Annotated in this window: 17 protein-coding genes; 9 read left to right on the plus strand and 8 right to left on the minus strand. The window is 64.8% G+C overall.

Annotation, left to right across the window (positions count from 1 at the left end):
* Nucleotides 1-74 precede the first annotated feature (74 nt).
* Nucleotides 75-425: a GFA family protein gene (locus OO12_RS04995; protein WP_034157505.1), complete on the minus strand. Its 351-nt coding sequence runs from the start codon at nucleotides 423-425 to the stop codon at nucleotides 75-77.
* Nucleotides 426-678: 253 nt separating this feature from the next.
* Between OO12_RS04995 and OO12_RS05000 the strand changes: the two genes are divergently transcribed.
* Entirely contained in the window at nucleotides 679-2,025 is a 1,347-nt protein-coding gene (locus tag OO12_RS05000; RefSeq protein WP_034157506.1) for a TldD/PmbA family protein, read from the plus strand.
* A gap of 19 nt (nucleotides 2,026-2,044) precedes the next feature.
* Nucleotides 2,045-2,809, plus strand: coding sequence for a 3'(2'),5'-bisphosphate nucleotidase CysQ (locus OO12_RS05005; RefSeq protein WP_034157507.1), 765 nt, complete (start codon nucleotides 2,045-2,047; stop codon nucleotides 2,807-2,809).
* A 12-nt stretch (nucleotides 2,810-2,821) separates the two neighbouring features.
* Here the strand turns inward: OO12_RS05005 and OO12_RS05010 are convergent, their stop codons facing one another.
* On the minus strand, nucleotides 2,822-4,312 hold the full coding sequence (locus tag OO12_RS05010; RefSeq protein WP_034157508.1) for an alpha/beta fold hydrolase: 1,491 nt from the start codon (nucleotides 4,310-4,312) through the stop codon (nucleotides 2,822-2,824).
* A gap of 227 nt (nucleotides 4,313-4,539) precedes the next feature.
* Here OO12_RS05010 and OO12_RS05015 point away from each other — a divergent pair, with 227 nt between their 5' ends.
* The gene (locus tag OO12_RS05015) at nucleotides 4,540-5,313 is read left to right on the plus strand and encodes a MerR family transcriptional regulator (protein ID WP_034157509.1); all 774 of its coding nucleotides are present in this window, start codon (nucleotides 4,540-4,542) and stop codon (nucleotides 5,311-5,313) included.
* A gap of 45 nt (nucleotides 5,314-5,358) precedes the next feature.
* Here OO12_RS05015 and OO12_RS05020 read toward each other — a convergent pair whose 3' ends face one another.
* Nucleotides 5,359-6,222, minus strand: coding sequence for an NmrA family NAD(P)-binding protein (locus OO12_RS05020; RefSeq protein WP_034157510.1), 864 nt, complete (start codon nucleotides 6,220-6,222; stop codon nucleotides 5,359-5,361).
* A gap of 65 nt (nucleotides 6,223-6,287) precedes the next feature.
* Nucleotides 6,288-6,974, minus strand: coding sequence for a helix-turn-helix transcriptional regulator (locus OO12_RS05025; RefSeq protein ID WP_034157511.1), 687 nt, complete (start codon nucleotides 6,972-6,974; stop codon nucleotides 6,288-6,290).
* Nucleotides 6,975-7,325: 351 nt separating this feature from the next.
* On the opposite strand from OO12_RS05025, the gene OO12_RS05030 reads away from it, so the two are divergent.
* The 3 genes from OO12_RS05030 to OO12_RS05040 all read left to right on the plus strand — a co-directional run bounded on the left by OO12_RS05030 (nucleotide 7,326) and on the right by OO12_RS05040 (nucleotide 10,892).
* Nucleotides 7,326-7,886 carry a sugar O-acetyltransferase gene (locus OO12_RS05030; protein ID WP_034157512.1) on the plus strand — a complete coding sequence of 187 codons (561 nt, stop codon included), beginning with the start codon at nucleotides 7,326-7,328 and terminating at the stop codon, nucleotides 7,884-7,886.
* A gap of 96 nt (nucleotides 7,887-7,982) precedes the next feature.
* A complete protein-coding gene (locus OO12_RS05035; RefSeq protein WP_160296744.1) occupies nucleotides 7,983-9,905 on the plus strand; it encodes an acyltransferase family protein in 1,923 nt (640 codons plus the stop codon).
* A 78-nt stretch (nucleotides 9,906-9,983) separates the two neighbouring features.
* Nucleotides 9,984-10,892: a creatininase family protein gene (locus OO12_RS05040; RefSeq protein WP_052215559.1), complete on the plus strand. Its 909-nt coding sequence runs from the start codon at nucleotides 9,984-9,986 to the stop codon at nucleotides 10,890-10,892.
* Between the two features lie 33 nt (nucleotides 10,893-10,925).
* Here OO12_RS05040 and OO12_RS05045 read toward each other — a convergent pair whose 3' ends face one another.
* The 3 genes from OO12_RS05045 to OO12_RS05055 are packed head-to-tail and all read right to left on the minus strand — an operon-like array spanning nucleotide 10,926 to nucleotide 13,251.
* Nucleotides 10,926-11,321 (minus strand): hypothetical protein, encoded by a 396-nt coding sequence (locus OO12_RS05045; protein WP_034157513.1) that lies wholly within the window; start codon nucleotides 11,319-11,321, stop codon nucleotides 10,926-10,928.
* Nucleotides 11,322-11,327: 6 nt separating this feature from the next.
* Complete coding sequence (locus OO12_RS05050; protein ID WP_034157514.1) at nucleotides 11,328-12,035, minus strand: hypothetical protein; 708 nt, start codon at nucleotides 12,033-12,035, stop codon at nucleotides 11,328-11,330.
* Between the two features lie 16 nt (nucleotides 12,036-12,051).
* The gene (locus OO12_RS05055; RefSeq protein WP_034157515.1) at nucleotides 12,052-13,251 is read right to left on the minus strand and encodes a toxic anion resistance protein; all 1,200 of its coding nucleotides are present in this window, start codon (nucleotides 13,249-13,251) and stop codon (nucleotides 12,052-12,054) included.
* Nucleotides 13,252-13,703: 452 nt separating this feature from the next.
* Between OO12_RS05055 and OO12_RS05060 the strand changes: the two genes are divergently transcribed.
* From OO12_RS05060 to typA, 3 genes are all read left to right on the plus strand, one after another.
* Nucleotides 13,704-14,174 (plus strand): hypothetical protein, encoded by a 471-nt coding sequence (locus OO12_RS05060; RefSeq protein WP_034157516.1) that lies wholly within the window; start codon nucleotides 13,704-13,706, stop codon nucleotides 14,172-14,174.
* 26 nt (nucleotides 14,175-14,200) lie between these two features.
* Entirely contained in the window at nucleotides 14,201-15,400 is a 1,200-nt protein-coding gene (locus OO12_RS05065) for a hypothetical protein (RefSeq protein ID WP_034157517.1), read from the plus strand.
* A 168-nt stretch (nucleotides 15,401-15,568) separates the two neighbouring features.
* Complete coding sequence (typA, locus tag OO12_RS05070; RefSeq protein ID WP_034157518.1) at nucleotides 15,569-17,404, plus strand: translational GTPase TypA; 1,836 nt, start codon at nucleotides 15,569-15,571, stop codon at nucleotides 17,402-17,404.
* A gap of 90 nt (nucleotides 17,405-17,494) precedes the next feature.
* On the opposite strand, the gene OO12_RS05075 is transcribed toward typA, so the two are convergent.
* On the minus strand, nucleotides 17,495-18,301 hold the full coding sequence (locus tag OO12_RS05075) for a hypothetical protein (RefSeq protein ID WP_034157519.1): 807 nt from the start codon (nucleotides 18,299-18,301) through the stop codon (nucleotides 17,495-17,497).
* Nucleotides 18,302-18,358 lie beyond the last annotated feature (57 nt).

Genomic DNA, 18,358 nt, shown 5'->3' on the forward strand with positions numbered 1-18,358 from the left:
CGAATTGACCTGATCCACCACTCCCCGTTCGTTTCGAACGGAAGGGGAGAAATTCTGCCTAGTCCGATATCACCCTAAAAGCTCGCGCCGTCGATCTTCTTCAGCGTGAGGGTGTCGAGGTCGATCGACGGGACGCAGCGTAGATTGATCGCCGCCATGCGTGCGCCGCCGGGTCCGGTGCCGGTCGCGAAGGGCTGGCAGCCACAGGTTTCGCAGAAGCGGTGTTCGATATTGTGCTTGTTGAACAGCCACTCGCTGGTCACTTCTTCGCCGGCGGTGACGCGGAACTGGTCGATCGGTACGAAGTCCAGCAACAGGCCCTTGCGGCGGCAATGCGAACAGTTGCAGCTCATCGCGGTGGTCGGCGCATCGCCCTCGACTTCGAACGTCACCGCGCCGCAATGGCAGCTACCGGCATAGGTCATGGTCCGCTCCTGATGTTTCCGCTATGTTCCGTTGGCTAGCGCGTCTCCGACGACAGGTCAATTGCGGATCCCAACTCTATCCCCGACGATAGCGAATGCGCGCGGCGGCCAATAAGAGCGGCCGGGCGGGATCATTCCGGTGCCCCGCGAAAGAGCGCGCCGGACCGGCTCGATCTGCCGGACCGGCTTCAAGCTGCGCGCCGTGGTGCGCGTGGTGGTTGCGCCAACGCTCCCCTCCACCTAAGTCCGCCCGATGCTGACCACCGATCAGGCGCGCGACCGCGCCGCTGACATCGTCGCCCGTGCCAAAGCCGCCGGAGCAGATGCCGCCGATGCCGTCTATGCCGCCGATACGGCGCTCGACGTCTCCGTTCGCCTTGGCGCGCTCGAAGATGTCGGCCGGTCGGAAAGCGCCGAGCTCGGCTTGCGCGTCTTTGTCGGCCAGCGCTCGGCCAGCGTCTCGACTTCCGACCTGTCGGCCGATGCGCTGAAGGCGCTGGTCGACCGCGCCGTGGCGATGGCGCGCGAAGCCCCGGAAGATGCCTGGGCCGGGCTCGCGCCGGCGGACCGGCTGATGCGCGGCAATGCGCCGCAGCTCGATCTCGACGATGGCGGCGAGGTCACGCCGCCCGAACTCAAGGCCGCGGCGCTGGCCGCCGAAGACGCCGCCCGCGCGGTGCCGGGCGTGTCGAACAGCGAAGGCGGCGGTGCCAGCGCCTCGCGCTCGATCTGGGCGCTCGCCACCAGCCATGGTTTCGCGGCGGCCTATGCCGCGACCGGCTATGGCATTTCCGCCAGCGTGCTGGCGGGCGAGGGCGGGGCGATGGTGCGCGATTACGCGCATCATGGCGCGCGTCACCGGGTTCGGCTGGAGGATGCCGCGACGGTCGGCGCGCGCGCCGGCGAACGCGCTGTCGCCCGCGCCAATCCGGCGACCGTGAAGAGCGGCGCGATGCCGGTCATCTTCGATCCGCGCATCGGCTCCAGCATGCTCGGCCATCTGATCGGCGCGATCTCGGGCCAGGCGATCACGCGCAAGACCAGCTTCCTGCTCGACGCGCTCGGCACGCGCATCTTCGCCCCCGGCGTGATCATTGCCGACGATCCGCACCGCCCGCATGGCCTGCGCTCGCGCCCGTTCGATGGCGAAGGCCTGCCGGTTTCGCCGACCGAGTTCGTGTCCGACGGCATGCTCGAAACCTGGTTGCTCGACAGCGCGTCGGCGCGGCAGCTCGGGCTCGAGCCGACCGGCCACGCCGCGCGCGGCGTCGGCGGCAATCCCGGTGTGGCGACGAGCAACCTGTTCATGGCGGCCGGCAGCACCCCGCCCGAGACGCTGATCGCCGATGTCGCGCACGGCATCTACGTCACCGAATTGATCGGCATGGGCGTCAACGGCGTGACCGGCGATTACAGCCGTGGCGCGGCCGGTTTCCTGATCGAGGGCGGCGAGATTGCCGGGCCTGTGGCGGAGTTCACCATTGCGGGCAATCTCAGGGATATGTTCCTGGCGCTGACCCCGGCCAATGATCTCGAATTCCGCTACGGCAGCAATGTGCCGACGATCCGCATCGACGGGATGACGGTGGCCGGTGCCTGACAGGCGCGTTCACGAAGCTTTGGCCGACCAGATCGCGGCCATCGCGGCGGAGGCCGGCGCGTTCGCGTTCGCCAAATGGCGCACCGACTTCAAGCGCTGGGAAAAGGCGCCCGGCAATCCGGTGTGCGAAGTCGATCTGGAGGTCAATGTCCTGATCCGCCAGCGGCTCGAAGCATTGCTGCCCGACGCCGGCTGGCTGTCGGAAGAGACGGTCGACAATCACGATCGCCTGGCATGCGACCGCCTGTGGGTGGTCGATCCGATCGACGGCACGCGCGACTATATTCGTGGTCGCGCCGGCTGGGCCGTGTCGATCGCGCTGATCGAGCAAGGCCAGCCGGTGATCGGCGTGCTCGATGCGCCCGCACGCGAGGAAGTGTGGCGCGCCGAGGCAGGCAAGGGCGCGACGCTCAACGGTGTGGCGATCCATGCCGGCACCCGTACCGACTTTCCCGGATCGCGCGTGCCGACCGACACGCTGCCCAAGGTCGACAGCGATCTGGTCGCGGTCGACAAGCCCAATTCGATTGCACTCCGCATCGCGATGGTCGCCGCCGACCAGGCCGATCTCGTCGCGACGCTGCGCTGGGGCAATGAATGGGATGTCGCGGCGGCGGTGCTGATCGCGGCCGAGGCCGGCGCGACGGTCAGCGACGCGCTGGGCCAGAAGCTCAAATTCAATACGCCGAGCGCGCAGGCATTCGGCGTGCTGGCGACCACCCCGGGGATCCATGCCGCCGCAGTCGAGCGGCTGGGCGAGCGGGCCAGGGCACTGTCCAAATAGGATTGCCCTGGCTCATCCCGGCAGGGTGAAGGGCGGATAGCGCAGTGCAGACACGCAGCCGGTATCGAGCCCCCTGGCGGTGCCGGCGGCATAGAGGCTGGTCGAGAGCGCGACCGTGCAGTCATTATAGGGCGTATGTCCGGCCGGCAGGACGACATGAATGCCATTGGGAAAAGAGCGCAGCATCAGATCGCCCCAGGGTGGCGGCGTCACCGGATCCACCTCACCCGAGATAATCAGCACCGGGACATTCGATTTGACCGGCGCATAATATTCCTTCGGAACGGGCGGTCTGGGCCAGACCGCGCATGCCGCCATCTGACTTCTGACACGCTGGTCGCCGATAAAGCTTCCCTTCGTCGCGCGCGCGACCTCCTCCGGCCGGATGCGCCGGACATCCTCGGCGCAGGTAAAGGAGAGGAGCAGGCCAGTGCGAACGCTTTTGGCAAGGCCGCGGCTGCTCTGCATGGCGGCTTCGGCGAACGGCGCAAGATTTCCGGCCCGGGCATCCCGGAGCAGGCGCGGCACCCGCCGGCCCGCCTCCGCCGAATAGAGCATGACGCGAAGCGCATCGGCGAAACCCGATGCGGAGAGGCTGACCTGCAAGGGCGCGTGCGTGACTGGATGTGGGATGGTCACCCGCTCGGGCCTGGTGCGGAGCCGATGCAAGACAGTCCGGAGATCGTCGCTGATATGAGGGTAAGCGGCATGACAGGGGGCCTCGGCGGCGCATTGCCGGACAAGGAGATTAAAGGCACGCTGCGCGGCGGCCGCATGATAGAGCGGCGCGCGATTGTCCACCGGCACCGAACCGTTCAGCACGGCCGCGCGCACATGATCGCCAAACATATGGATGTAGATCAGCGCCGCGCGCGTGCCATAGGATCCGCTGTCGATATTGATTGTCTTGAAGCCCATCGCCTGCCGGAGATCGTCCAGATCACGCATCGCGGCCATGGTGGTATATTGCGTTAGATCCGCGTGCCGCTGCAGCTCGTCACGACAGGCGGCGAGACCGGCGCCCGCCGCCAGAAAGGGCTCGAGATAGCCTGCCGGCGCCTCGTCCGAACCGACGGGACAGTCGAGCGCATGACCCTCGCCGGTGCCGCGTACATCCATGAAGACCAGATCATGATCGGCGAACTGTCCCGCCTTGTAATCGGATGCGAGCTCGGTCGCGGCCTGGCCGGGGCCGCCGCCCAGCACGAAGATCGGTTCCCGGACCTTGCCCGAGCTGGCCGGGAGCACGATCACCCGCAGCGGTAGCGTTCGTCCGCCTGTCTGCCGGTTTTCCGGTACGGTGAAGATGCCGCATTTCGCGTCCCGCCCGGGACCGCCGGTCGCATCCGAGCCGCTGGGCCGCGCGACGCGACACGGCGTCAGTGACAATCCGACTGCCGGATCGGCTTGCGCTGACGGCCGGGAGAGCTCGGCAGGAGCCGGTGACGCGATCGTGGCGCAACTCATCAGAAGCGCCAGCAAACTCGACCAGGATCGCTGCATGTCTCGTCTCCCGCTTGCATCACCCGGCACAGCGCGGGAGTCTCCCTGTTAAAGCCAATTAACAGCGAGAGTAACAGGGAGCGAGCGGCATTTTTGGCGCGGGCGGGGGTGTTGAATCGAGCGCGGCATCGCTGATTCAGATAATGACCATTGCCGATGATCGACCTGTTGACCCTTACGCGACGTGAGGGACTATATCGCGATCCCGCGGAGACAAAGGATCGGAAATGAAAAGCTATACCGTCAGCAGATTGGCGCGATTGTCCGGCATATCCGTCCGGACACTGCACCATTATGACGATATCGGCCTTCTGAAGCCCGCGTCTACCGGCAGTAACCGTTACCGCTATTATGGCGAAGAGGAATTGTTGCGCTTGCAGCAGATCCTCATTCACCGCGCGCTCGATATTCCGCTGTCGCAGATCGGCGCGATCCTCGATGCGCGGGATTTCGACCGCCTTGCCACGCTGCAAAAGCAACGCGAGCGGCTTGAAGAGCAAGCGGAGCGCTACGCCGGGATGGTCAGGACGATCGACCGCACGATCGCCCGATTGAAGGGAGAATGCGCCATGACGGACGCGGAACTATATTCGGGTGTCGTTTCACCCGAGAAACAGGCCGAATACGGAAGCTGGTTGGTCGAACGTTATGGATCCGGGGTGACGCCGCATATCGAGGCGAGCCGGACGGCGATGGCGGACCAGACCGAGGCGGCGCGCGCCGCGTCGATGAAGGCACTCGAAAGCATCGAGACCGCACTGGCCGACGCGTTGCGCCACGGCGTCTCGCCGCAGGCGGCGACGCTCGATCCGCTGATCGAACGTCATCGCGCCTGGGTCGGATCGAGCTGGGGCAGGGAAGCGACGCCGCCGGCCTATGCCGAGCTTGCCGATGTCTATGAGCATGCCGACTTCCGCGCCCGATATGAGTCGATCGAACCCGGGTTCGCCGATTATCTCATGACGGCGATACGCAGCTGGGCGACGCGGCAGGCGTATTAGTGAGGGGGAAGCGCCGGGCCTTTCCTGGCCCGGCGCCTGAGCCCGTCACCCCGGCTGCCGGTCGACGAGGTCGCGTATGTAACGTTCGAGCGTCGTCGGTCCATGGATGGAGTCGACCAGATGGAAGCCCTTGTCGAGTGCGAGTCCGGTCATGCGTGAGTAGGATTCCGCAGCAGGCTGGGAGAAGCCGAGCTTGAGATAGGTGGCGACCCACTGCTCGCGCGGGGTGACGACGACTTCGACCTCTCGTCCAAGCGCGGCCGCGAAGGCCTTGGCGACATCCGCCGACGAGTAACGCTTAGGTCCCTCGATGAAGCGGACGCCATCGTCGTCGATGGGCGACGTCAGGCGCTCGGCCGCGATCACGCCAAGATCGCGTGGCGCCACCATCGGGATCTCGAAGTCCGCGGGGAAGTTGGTCTGCAGCTTGCCCGTCTTCCGGATGCCCTCGAGCTGGGCATCCCAGTTGCTCATATAGTAACCTGCGCGATTGATCGCTGCTGGTATCGGCTGTGCGCGCAGGCCCTCCTCGAGTTCCCACAGCGTGTTGGAGTCGCCAATTCGCTCGCCCGGCTGTGCAGCGGCGGTGGACTCGGCGACGACCTTTTCGAGCCCGGACCCTGCGAGTGCCGCGACGATCTTCGCGGCCGTTTCGCGCTCGACGACGTCGGTGTCGGTCGTGATCTCGGCCGGCGGGTTCAGCAGAAACGCGCGACGCCCAAGCCGGAACGCGGCGCGCAGCGATTCCACGTCGTTGACGTCGGCGACGGCGGTTTCGGCTCCCAGTCCGGCGGCGCTGCTGCCATGTGTGGCGTCGCGCGTGACAATTGTCACTGCCTCACCACGTTTCAACAAAGTCTCTGCAAGGGCCGAACCAACATGGCCACTACCGCCCATGATCACATACATGCTCATCTCCTGACTGACTGCCGGGACGAAATACCATTTCGGGCTGACAGTTCCTGTCAGGAGCGTCACAGCGCGATGAACGGCTCCAGCGCGCGATAGTCGCCAAGCAACAGCCGGCGCGAACGCGGTGGCCGTTCGTCGACAGTCTCGGCTTTGCCGATCCGGTCGATCCGAAAGTTGCGAAAGGCCGCGCGCGTCTCGCACCATGCGGCGAGCAGTTCCACTTCATCGAACCAGCCGATGGCGACGGGCCACACGATCCTTTCGCTGCGACCACCATTGAGGGAAACATAGTGGATCCGCAGTTTTCGCTCGCGCGCGAGGGCGTCGCGGACGATGCCGAGCGCCATTGTCTGCTGGTCGGTCGGTGGCGCGACCAGCAGAGGACAGGCGGCCGATGCGGCGTCGTCGAACAAAGCCGGCAGCACGGCGGCCAGCTTGCTGCGGGCCGAGGCAGCCGATGCAGCGAGCGCCCCGTCTCCGCGACGGAGCACGAAGCGTAGTCCGAGCAGGATGGCGGCCGCCTCGCCCGCGTCGAACGCGAGCGGCGGAATAAAGAAATCGTCGCGCAGGACATATCCAAGGCCTGCGGCGCCGTCGATCACTGCGCCTTGTCGATTGAGCGTCGCGATGTCGCGGTAGATCGTGCGTTCACTCACGCCAAAGATGGCGCCCAATGTCATGGCCGTCGCCGGCAGGCGTCTGTTCCGCAGCTCCTGCAACAGCCCAAGCAGGCGTTCGCTTCTTGTCATTCCGATTTCCGTTCTGGACTGGCAGGGAAATAAAATCGACCCGAAAACCGTTCATGGCCTCCTGCAGCGAGCTGCCGCGGGTGCTCGCAACAACCCGGGGCCCCTACGTCTTGCCGGGCAGAGCCTTCCGCACCAGAGGACGGCAGCCCGGACAGACGCCAGATCGGTCCGTCCAGCCGCGAACTCGGCGTTAACGCAATCGATCATTACCCAGCGCCCACCGCCGATGGACCGAACCTCTGTTATTGGGGCGATTCCAGTTCTGCTGCTTTGCGGCTACGCTCGGCAGCTTTCGGTGCCGCCCCTGCGCGCCGAAACACACGCTCAACCGCAGCCTGAGGAAAATACCGCATGTCGAATGAGGACGGCACCAGGATCATCCCCCGACGAACGCCGGAATCAGCGGCGATGGTGGCCAGCGTCAAGCGGGCGATGGCGATCACCCCGGTTCTCAACCGATTGACGTTCGACGATGCGGACGAGGTCCGGGCCATGTTCGGCGACTTGACCGGCAATACGCTGGACGAGGGCTTTTCGCTGATCCCGCCATTCTACACCACTGGCGGGGAGAATATCCGCGTTGGGCGCAATGTGTTCATCAACCAGAATTGCACCATGTACGACCTTGGCGGGATCGACATTGCCGATGACGTGATGATCGGGCCGAACGTCAGCATCATCACCTCGGGCCATCCTATCGAACCGTCGCAGCGGCGTGCTGCCGTGATCGCCAAGCCGATCGTGATCGAGCGAAACGTGTGGATCGCCGCCGGCGCGATGATCATCGGCGGAGTGACGGTGGGCGAAAATTCGGTCGTGGCGGCGGGCTCGGTCGTTACCAGGGACGTCCCCGCGAACAGCCTTGTCGGCGGGAATCCGGCGCGGGTCATTCGTTCGATTGCTGAGGGCTGAAGAAGCGTCCGCAACCGGGTCGGTGGCCGATGACCGCCGGGCGGGATTGCGCCACTTTCGGGAAATCGACAGGGTGTCGGCTCGTGGGGGCAAATGATGCGCAGCTATCGCAAGGACATCGATGGGTTGCGCGCGCTCGCGGTGCTGCCGATCACATTTTTCCATGCCGGCATTCCCGGCTTTTCCGGCGGCTTCATCGGCGTCGACGTGTTTTTTGTCATCTCGGGCTTCCTGATTACCGCGATCATTGCGCGTGATTTGTCGGCCCGGCGTTTTTCCTATGCCGATTTTTACGAGCGGCGCATCCGGCGGATCTTTCCCGCGCTGGCCGGCATGCTGCTGTTTTCGCTCGCCGCCGCCTATTTCCTGCTGTTGCCCAGCGAATTGCCCGATTTCGGGGCCAGCGTCGTTGGGACCGTCGTGTTCGTCTCGAACTTCGTCTTCTACAAGCAATCGGGATATTTTGACGGCGCGGCGGACGAAAAACCACTGCTCCACACCTGGTCGCTTGGAATCGAAGAACAATTCTACATCATTTTCCCGGTCCTGTTGTTCCTGATCCTGCGCTTCGCGCCCCGATATGCCCGCCAGGTCATCGCGCTTTGTGCGGGGCTGTCGCTCGCCGCGTGCATCTACATCACGCCGATCGGGGGATCGGCGGCATTCTATCTGATCCCGACGCGCGCCTGGGAATTGCTCGCCGGATCGCTCATCGCATTGGGCGCCGTGCCGAAGATCGCGCCGGCTTTTTGGCGGGCTGCGCTATCCGGTGCGGGCATCGCGCTGATCATTGCGGCAATCGTCCTGTTCAACAGCGAGACACGGTTCCCCGGAACCGCGGCGCTGCTGCCGGTGGCCGGATCAGCGCTGGTCATCGCTTATGGCGAAGGAACGGCGACGGCCCGGCTGCTGTCGCTCAGGCCACTCACCTTTATCGGGCTGATCTCCTATTCGCTGTATCTCTGGCACTGGCCGCTGATCGTGTTCGGGCGCGATCTCGGTCTGCTCGACGGGCGGATCGGGCCGGCCATTGCGATCGTGCTGCTGTCGATTGCCGCAGGGTATCTTTCCTACCGCTTTGTCGAAACGCCGTTCCGCAATCGCAGCCTGTTTTCCCGGCAGCGTATCTACAGGCTGGCAACCGTCGGTGCCGCCATCCTGTTGGGCTGGGGCTTTTCCTACCAATATTCCAATGGTCTGCGGTCGCGCTTTTCACCCCAACTGCTTGCGTTCGACGATGGCCAGTATGATTTCAGCTCAAAGCGGGAGGCCTGTCTTTCCGTGACCGGAACCGCCGACCCGGCGCGCGCGTGCGTGTTTGGCGGGAAAACCGCCACCAAGGCGCTGTGGGGGGATAGTCACGGCCTCGAACTCGCCGTCGCGCTCGGCAACGCCGCGCACCCTTTGCGGTCGATCACCTATTCATCATGCCCGCCCGCGCTTGATTTCGACCAACCGGGCAGGCCGGACTGCACGGCGCACAACGCGCTCGTCGCGCGCTACCTGATCGATCATCCGGAAATCCATAACGTCGTCATCGTCGCTCACTACACCGCGTATCTGAAGGTCCCCGGATTTCAGCCGGGCTTCGTCAAAACCGTGGACATGTTGGTCGGGGCGGGAAAGTCAGTGGTCATTATCGGCCCGACGCCTGGGGAAAATACCCGCAACGTGCCAAGACGGCTGGCGCGTTCCGGTCACTATCTCGTTCCCAGAAGCGACTATCTTGAGCGGCAAAAGCAGGTCATCGCGATGCTCGGCGTTCTGCAGGCGAAGGGTGCGAAGGTCATCTGGCCAAGCGATTATTTTTGCGACGCGGCACACTGCCGAGTCACGTTGGACGGGAAGCCGATCCTGTTCGACGAGCACCATCTCAGCATGACCGCCGCGCGATATCTGGCGGATCGGATCGCACCACTGATCGAGCATGGCGACACCGAGGATGCCTTGCCGCACGGAGTCTCATCGGCGCGCGGATCGGCTCCGGCTGTCGGATCGCGCCACCCGTCCATGGAATAAAGCGGCTATCGCGCTGTCACCGCCATGGCGCCCTATGGTAGCGGCGGATGTCCGATGCGTGTCAGTAGGGGTCAGAATATGCGCCGATATGGGGTTTGCGGCATCCTCGCCGTGATGCTGGCGGCCGTCACATCGACGATAGCGGTCGCGCGCGCGCCGTCGCGGAGTTCGCCGCTTGCCGGGACGATCGCGGCGGATTCCTACAAGGATCTGGAAGCGAAGGCGTCACGCGGCGCGATCGCCTTATGGGCGCTTGGCGCGATCGAGGAGCATGGGCCGCATTTGCCGCTGATGACCGATGTCGTCGTGCCGTCGGGACAGTTGCGGATCGCAGCAGCGGCGCTCGACCGGCGTGGCGTGGCGAGCGTCACCGTGCCGCCCTATTATTGGGGCGTGAACAATGTCACCGGCGCGTTTGCGGGATCGATCACGATCCGCCCGGAAGTGATGACCGAATTGATGCTGGACGTGTTCCGCAGCATGGCGAAGGCCGGAATCAAACGGATCTACTGCGTCACCGGGCATTTCGATGCCGCTCACGCCGGGACGATCGCCGCGGCGGTGAAGCGGGCGAATGACGAGAAGATCATCGAGGCGCGCTTCGTGGTCCCGGCGCCGCTCGGCAAGCGGCTTGAGCTCGTGTCCGGCCAGTCCGGCGCACTCTTCGCGGCATGGCCCGCCCCGCCGGCCGGCGAACCGGATCTCCATGCCGGCGAGATGGAAACCTCGGCGATGCTCGACCTAGCCCCCGAGTTGGTAAAGCAGGACATTGCCAGGGCGCTGCCGCCGACCGACCTGACGCCGGACCAGCTTGCCGGCTGGCGCAAGGGCGGGGACACCGCCCGGTCGATCACGCCGTCGGGCTATCTCGGGCGGCCTGCGGATGCGACGGCGGCGAAGGGGCGGGCGCGACTGGCGCTCGAGGGCGAGGCTTATGCCGATGCGATCGGCGGCGATCTGAAGGGCGGTGGCGCTTCCGGGAATTAGGTGGGGCGAATGTTTTTGGGTCAAAAACCGGCTTCAATATCCATCGATACCACTGACAGATTCGAGAAATACCAGGCCATGCTCACGCCTCTTGCCGGTGCTGAGCTGCAGATCCATCACGGAATCATCTTCTTCCGCTTGCAGCCATTCCAGCACGGTTTGGCGCTGGTCCGAGGTGAGGCCGTGATCCACGATTTGCCAAACGCAAGCCAGGTCGCGGTCCGGATGGGCCGCACGTTCTTCAATGGTCAATGGGCGGGTGTAGGCACGCCCCATATCGAACCTGAAGATGAATTCGCCATCGCTGACGCGGAATGCCGCGTGGCCGAAATCGTCGCGGCCGCCCGAAATGCTGCGGATCGTCAGATTCCTGCCGGACCTGTCGGGACGCGTGACAGGCAATCCCTTGTCGTAGAGCACCCAGACCATCGGGCGTCAGCTCCCCAACCCGTCCTCGCGATACTTGATCTCCAGGAACCGCCCGCGCGTCGCCAGCAAATTGAGGTCGCCCTCGGCCAGTTGCGCCGACATGCCGGCAATCTGCTCGTCGATCACCTTCAGCCCGTCGGCGAGCTGCTGGTCGGGCGTCTTGCCATTGCGCTCGATGCCGCGCAGCGCCTGGGGCACCCTGGAATAGCCCTTGAGCAATTCGGGCAATTGTTCGCCGATCAGCTTGCGCACTTCCGCCGCAGCCGGTTCCTGCTCGTTGAGGTCGACCATCTGTGGCGTGAGCGCCTCCAGCCGGACGCCGATCCCGTCGACCAGCGTCTGGGCCGGTGCGGGCAGGGCGGGGCGCTGCGATTCGAGCCATTGCTCGGTCTTCATCGGCAGCAGCTTGAGCGGCGTCTGGCCGAAGGTTTCCGGCTTCACCTCGGGTACGGTCGGGAAGATTGCGAACAGCAAGGTCGCCGCGATCAGCGCCGCCATCACCAGCATCGCGCCGCCGATGCCGAGCGGCACGATCCAGCCGACGACCACCGCCGCGATCAGGATCACGGCATCGGCCGCTGCAATCCGGCCCAGCCGGGTCATGATCTCGGTACCCTGGCGTTTGCGCCGCCGCGCCGACAATGCCGCCGACCGCTCGCGCGTGCGGTCGAGATATTCGGTGCTGCGCGCGATCTGGCGATCGACGTCGGTCATGCTGCAACCTTCATTATTACAGAGCCTCGAGCTTGAACGTCTCGCCGCCCGATCCGCTATTCTGCGACTGGCCTTCGGCCCGCGCGATATAGCCCTTCGACTTTTCGACTTCGGTGCCGAGCGCATTGACCGTGGTCTTCATCGAGTCGAGCGCCTTCAGCTTGAACGTGTCGATCGCGTCCATCGTGTCATAGATGTTCTGGAACGCGCGCTGCAGCGTTTCGAGCGGAATGGTCGAGGCCGCCGCCTGTTCGTGGATCTGCGCGGTCTGGCTCTTGAGCAGCTTGCCGGTCGAATCGATGATCCCCGCGGTGGTGGTGTTGAGCGCGGTGATCTGTTCGAGCACGAGGCGCTGGTTGGTCAGCGCCTGCGCCACCGTCACGGCGGTCCGCAGCGCCGAGACCGTGGTGGTCGAGGCGCGATCGACGCCCTTCACCAGCTCGACATTGTTCTTCTTGACCAGGTCGAGCGCGAGATAGCCCTGCACCGTCACCGCCATCTGAGTCAGCAGATCCTGCGTCCGCTGGCGAACATAGAAGAGCGCGGTCTCGCGGATCGCCTTGGCCTTGGCCGGGTCGGTGTGATCGAGCTCGTTGGCTTTGTCCTCGAGCTTTTCGTCCATCGTCTTGGACAGCATGATCATCTGTTCGAGCCGCCCCATCGCGGTCCACAGATTGGCGCGCTCGACGTCGATCGCGGCATTGTCCATCAGCAGCTCATCCTTGCCACTGCCGAGCGACTTGAGGATCGAGGCGATGTGCGTCTGTGACGATTTATAGCCGTCGAAATAATTGCGCATCTTGTTGCCGAAGGGGAGGATCCCGAAGATCTTGCGCGGCGCGGTCAGATTGCCGCGCCGGCCCGGGTCGAGATCCTCGACCGTGCGGCGCAACTCGGCCAGGTCCTTGCCGACGCCGCTTTCCTGATCCATCGCCTTGGTCGGGCGATCGAGAAAGCGGTTCGACTGGCCGGCGGCCTCGCGGATTTCCTTCTGGCCCATCGCGCTGATCGCATCGACGCGTTTGCCGAATTCGGGCGAATTGACGTCCTGCGCGATCAGATCGTCGATGAACGTGTCGACGCGCGTCTGCAATTGCGTGCGCGTGCCCGCATCGACCGGCACCAGGCCGACCGCCTTTTCGGCCGCGATCACCGGGACGGGATCGGGCGGGGTCAGCACCAGGTCGGGGGCCTGGGTATCAGTTGCGGTGGCCATGCTCTTCTCCAGCGTCACGTGTCGTGCCTTAGATGCCGCCGAACGCGATTACGTTCAACTGTATTAACGATGTAATACGCTTGTCTCTTTTGGCAAGCTGGGCGGTCATCAGGGTCGGCGGCGTCAATCTCGGCTGACGATACAGCATCGGCGGCGGGATGACTGCCCCTGTGTTGCGGCGTAAAACAGGATGCGCGCCTCCGTATGCCGGACCTTGGCGGCTCAACCCAAATTCCGCCGAGATTCGCTCGGGCTGTCGCGAACCGGCGGACGGTTGATGACAATATTGTGAAGCGCCGCCGCTAGTCCGCGCGCCGACACCTGCAGCAGGAAATGGATGTAACAGTTTGATATCACTGTTGACAGGCGGGTGATCGACTGGCTTCCTGCGCTCAAGAGATGGAGGCAATTGCGTGATGGCCCCGAATCGCTCTCGACTCTATTTGCCGACAATGGCGTTTGCCATGGCGGCGATGGCGTTGCCCGGCGCCGTTCATGCCGGACCCGCGCCGCAAATCGCCGGGTTCCAGGCATTCCTGTTCAACAGCAGGACCGGCGCGCTGTCGCCGGATGTGCTCGCGGCGGGTACCCCGCTCGGCAATGTTCCGGCCGGCGACCAGGCTTCGGTTTCGACCCTGGTCGTGGTGCGGGTCGATTTCGGGAAGGACATGCCGATCCCCGATGCCGCGCAAGTCCGGCTCGTCGCCAGCGAAGCCGGCCCCAGGACGCGCGGCAAGCCCGTCGCGCGGATCCTGCTCGACCGCACATCGAAAATCGGGCCGGTGGCGGCCGACGGCACGACTCATATCGGTTTCTGGCTGGCCGATACCGGCTGCCGGACGATCACCCTCAAAGCGACCTTGCTGAACGGCAAGGCCGGCGCGACCCGGGACTCTGAACTGCCCTTTGCCTGTTACGAATAGCGTGTCGTTTGCGATGGGAGACAGCAATGCAATTGATCAGCGGCACGGTCGGTAGCGGCGGCGCCAACGCCATCAATGATGTGGCGCTGGTCCAGGCGATCCTGGTCAAGACGCAGCGCGCTGCGGCGACCGACCGCGCCGCGGGGCCCTATCTTGCCAGCTATGACGGTTCCGCCGGACCGGGCACGCTGGCCGCGATCGCGGCGTTCCAGGCCGATCATGTCTTCGTCACGGCCAACGGCCTCGCGGTTGCACCCAATCCGCGTGCGACCGCCGGGCAAGTCGCGGCGGGCGATGCGACATGGGCCAAGCTGCTCGAGAAGGTACCGACCGAATTCGCCGATATGCGCGTGTTGATCGGTGGCCGGACGGTCTATGTCGCGGCGACCGCGGCGCAGCTTCAGGCGAAGCTCTCCGCGGCGGCGACCATGACGTTCACCAATGCGTTCCGCACCCGGGTCAACGCCACGATAAACCGCATGCATACCGATCACGGCGTCGCGATCGGGGTCTGTCCGCAAGGCGACCGGCGAACCTTCCAGGCGCAATATGATCTGCGCACCAGTGGGCGCGGCGTGACCAATGCCGGGCCCGGCGAGAGCAACCATAATTTCGGCATGGCGGTCGATCTGGGGTTCCAGGGCCTGAGATGGCTGCAGGCCACTGGCAGCGTGGTCACCAACGAGACCTGGTGGTTGCACGAGCTCGACAAGGTGCGTGCGGCGGAATCGCAGCGCTTCTGGGACGCCCTGCGTACGGCGGGGATCAATTCCGGGGCGTTTCGCGGGCCGGAGGCCGATCGTCCGCATTTGCAGAACTGGAACGATGCCGGCGTCAGCATGGCGGCGCGGCTGGCCAATCTGCTCACCATTTCGGGGACGATGCGGTGGGAAGGGCGGCGTGGCGGCTATAGTTGCGACCTGGGACTGGGCGGCGCGCTGATCCCGGTCGGTACGGCGGTACAGGTGTGGAACCGGCAAGCGACGATCGCGCTTGCCGATCTGCAGCGCCTCCGAACGACCGCCGCCCAGCGGGCGGGCGCGCATGCGGGTGCGAATCCGGGCGCGCAGCCCAGGGCCGCGCCGGGCCAGCCGCCCCCCCGGGCTGGTGCCGCGGGCGCCGCACCGGCGCCGGCAACGGCCGCCGATGTCGAAGCGATGCAGCGCGAGTTGCGCCACCAGTTCGAGCTGGCCGATGCCAATTGGCAGAACTGGACGCCGCGCTGATCCTGGGTCGCGTCGCCCGGAACCGTTGCCCAAGGCCGTTGTCCGGTCGATAATTCGACCTGTTCGAGCACCGCCAGTTTGGCGCTGTGCAACGTCGGCCCTTTTCGCAACGCAACATTTGCGCTATCGGCGCGCGCTACATCTTCAAGCAAAGCACCGGATACACTTATGAGCCTCCGCAATGTGGCGATCATCGCGCACGTCGATCACGGCAAGACCACCCTGGTCGACCAGCTGTTCCGTCAGTCCGGCACGTTCCGCGACAACCAGCGCATCGAAGAACGCGCGATGGATTCGAACGATCTCGAAAAAGAGCGCGGCATCACGATTCTGGCGAAGTGCACCAGCGTCGAGTGGGATGATCATCACGGCCACAAGACCCGCATCAACATCGTCGACACGCCCGGCCACGCCGATTTCGGCGGCGAAGTGGAGCGGATCCTGTCGATGGTCGACGGCGTCATCCTGCTGGTCGATTCGGCCGAAGGCGCGATGCCGCAGACCAAGTTCGTCACCGGCAAGGCGCTGGCGCTCGGCCTGCGTCCGATCGTCGTGGTCAACAAGGTCGACCGCAGCGACGCACGCATCCAGGAAGTGCTCGACGAAGTGTTCGACCTGTTCGTCAGCCTCGAAGCGACCGACGAGCAACTCGACTTCCCGGTACTCTATGCGTCGGGTCGCAATGGCTATGCCAGCACCGACGAGAATGCGCGCGAAGGCACGCTGACCCCGATGTTCGAGACGATCGTCAAGCATGTGCCCGAGCCGAGCGCCGATCCCAATGGTCCGTTCAAGTTCCTCGTCACTCTGCTCGACCGCGACAATTTCCTTGGCCGCATCCTCACCGGCCTGATCTTCTCGGGCTCGGTCAAGACCAACATGGCGATCCACGCGCTGGATAATGACGGCAAGATCGTCGAGACCGGCCGTGCGTCGAAGATCATGGCGTTCCGCGGCCTTGAGCGTGTGCCGGTCGATGTGGCCAGCGCGGGCGACATTATTTCGATCGCCGGCCTGACCACCACCACCGTGTCGAACACGATCTGCGACCCGAGCGTGAGCGAGCCGCTGCATGCGCAGCCGATCGATCCGCCGACACTGTCGATGCGCTTTGCGGTCAATGATTCGCCGATGGCCGGCCGCGAAGGCACCAAGGTGACCAGCCGCATGATCCGCGACCGCCTGTTCCGCGAGGCCGAATCCAACGTCGCGATCAAGGTCACCGAAGCTGCCGACCGTGACAGCTACGAAGTCGCCGGCCGCGGCGAGCTTCAGCTCGGCGTGCTGATCGAAACGATGCGCCGCGAGGGCTTCGAACTCGGCATCAGCCGCCCGCGCGTGTTGTTCAGCGAGGACGAGACCGGCGCCAAGACCGAGCCGTATGAAACCGTCATCATCGACGTGGACGAGGAATATTCGGGCACCGTCGTCGAGAAGATGAACATCCGCAAGGCCGAGATGACCGACATGCGTCCCTCGGGCGGCGGCAAGACCCGCATCACCTTCTCCGCGCCGTCGCGCGGCATGATCGGCTATCATGGCGAATTCCTGTCCGACACGCGCGGCACCGGGATCATGAACCGGCTGTTCGAGAAATACGGCCCGCACAAGGGCAAGATCGAAGGCCGCAAGAATGGCGTGCTGATCTCCAACGGCGCGGGCGAAGCCAATGCCTATGCGCTCGGTCCGCTCGAAGAGCGCGGTATCCTGATGGTTGCACCGCAGGAAGCGCTGTACGAGGGCATGATCGTCGGTGAGAATGCCAAGACGGATGACCTTGAGGTCAATCCGATGAAGGCCAAGCAGCTGACCAACTTCCGTGCTTCGGGCGGCAAGGACGATGCGATCCGGCTGACTCCGCCGTGGCGGCTGACGCTGGAACAGGCGATCGCCTATATCGATGATGACGAACTGGTCGAAGTGACGCCGCGCTCGATCCGTCTGCGCAAGCGCTATCTCGATCCGAACGAACGCAAGCGCGCGAGCCGCGCGAAGGCGGCGTGATTTTGGGGGCGTCCGGAGCGATCCGGGCGCCCTTTTCGTTGCAGTGCAGGACTCTCCCTGGAGCCGGTCGGTCCGGGACGTGGCAGGCGTTCAGCGGCGGAATTCGCTGAACGGCGTGGTCCGGAATCGGGCCACGGCAAGCTGATCATAATCGACCCAGCGATAGTCATATCCGCCGCCGCTATATTGCTGGACGAACAGGACGCGGCCGCGGGGCCACTCCGATCGTTGCTTGCAGGCGCTCAGATCGACCCAACGACATCCGTTCCGCCGCAATAATGCGGTGACCTGGGCAGCCGACATGGCGGGGGCATAGATATCGATCGGTCGCTGGCCGCATATGCTGTTGGGCCGCGATATAAAGCTCACTCGCGTTCTGGGCGGAGTAGTGGGGGCGGCCTGCAGGGTCAGCCCGACCGAGGCGATGCGGCCGCCATTGGCGCGATCCGACAGCGCGAAGATCATGCCCTGTTCGGCATAGCGGGGGGATTGCTTCACGCGCAGCCGTTGATACGCCATTGCCTGCGCGTTGATCGGCGGGGTGGTGGTGAACACGGTCGCCGGTGTCGATACGGCCGGATCGACCAGCACCGGCTCAAATGGCAGGCCCGCAGCCTTTCGACGTGCCATTTCGGCATAATAGGCGGTCCCGCTGCCGCCGGTTGAGAAGGAAGCCGTCGACCGCACGACCACGGCACCGAGCCGAAGCGCCCGGATCGGAATTGCCGGTCCGGGGGAACGCCCGCCCGGAAATGTGATCGATGTGCGGCAAGTGGACAGAGCTGCCTCCGCCGACGGACCGACGCGCTCGGGCGGCGCAGCGGCGATCGCAAAAACCGGTCCGGCGCATAGTTGCGTCGCGATCAGGATCGGCCAGACGAAACGCGACGGTCGCATAGACTTTTCCTTCGAAAAGGGGGCGGGCGAGAGAGCCTCCATCGAACCCCGGAGTCC

The organism is Sphingomonas sp. ERG5 (assembly GCF_000803065.1).
Classification (GTDB): Bacteria; Pseudomonadota; Alphaproteobacteria; order Sphingomonadales; family Sphingomonadaceae; genus Sphingomonas.

Bases quoted from the DNA above. Each gene is read 5' to 3' on its own strand.
- OO12_RS05035 (WP_160296744.1), top strand. From the start codon at position 7,983: ATGCGCAGCTATCGCAAGGACATCGATGGGTTGCGCGCGCTCGCGGTG.
- OO12_RS05065 (WP_034157517.1), top strand. From the start codon at position 14,201: ATGCAATTGATCAGCGGCACGGTCGGTAGCGGCGGCGCCAACGCCATC.
- OO12_RS05040 (WP_052215559.1), top strand. From the start codon at position 9,984: ATGCGCCGATATGGGGTTTGCGGCATCCTCGCCGTGATGCTGGCGGCC.
- OO12_RS05015 (WP_034157509.1), top strand. From the start codon at position 4,540: ATGAAAAGCTATACCGTCAGCAGATTGGCGCGATTGTCCGGCATATCC.
- typA (WP_034157518.1), top strand. From the start codon at position 15,569: ATGAGCCTCCGCAATGTGGCGATCATCGCGCACGTCGATCACGGCAAG.
- OO12_RS05045 (WP_034157513.1), bottom strand. From the start codon at position 11,321: ATGGTCTGGGTGCTCTACGACAAGGGATTGCCTGTCACGCGTCCCGAC.
- OO12_RS04995 (WP_034157505.1), bottom strand. From the start codon at position 425: ATGACCTATGCCGGTAGCTGCCATTGCGGCGCGGTGACGTTCGAAGTC.
- OO12_RS05025 (WP_034157511.1), bottom strand. From the start codon at position 6,974: ATGACAAGAAGCGAACGCCTGCTTGGGCTGTTGCAGGAGCTGCGGAAC.
- OO12_RS05000 (WP_034157506.1), top strand. From the start codon at position 679: ATGCTGACCACCGATCAGGCGCGCGACCGCGCCGCTGACATCGTCGCC.
- OO12_RS05010 (WP_034157508.1), bottom strand. From the start codon at position 4,312: ATGCAGCGATCCTGGTCGAGTTTGCTGGCGCTTCTGATGAGTTGCGCC.
- OO12_RS05055 (WP_034157515.1), bottom strand. From the start codon at position 13,251: ATGGCCACCGCAACTGATACCCAGGCCCCCGACCTGGTGCTGACCCCG.
- OO12_RS05075 (WP_034157519.1), bottom strand. From the start codon at position 18,301: ATGCGACCGTCGCGTTTCGTCTGGCCGATCCTGATCGCGACGCAACTA.
- OO12_RS05050 (WP_034157514.1), bottom strand. From the start codon at position 12,035: ATGACCGACGTCGATCGCCAGATCGCGCGCAGCACCGAATATCTCGAC.
- OO12_RS05060 (WP_034157516.1), top strand. From the start codon at position 13,704: ATGGCGTTTGCCATGGCGGCGATGGCGTTGCCCGGCGCCGTTCATGCC.
- OO12_RS05030 (WP_034157512.1), top strand. From the start codon at position 7,326: ATGTCGAATGAGGACGGCACCAGGATCATCCCCCGACGAACGCCGGAA.
- OO12_RS05020 (WP_034157510.1), bottom strand. From the start codon at position 6,222: ATGTATGTGATCATGGGCGGTAGTGGCCATGTTGGTTCGGCCCTTGCA.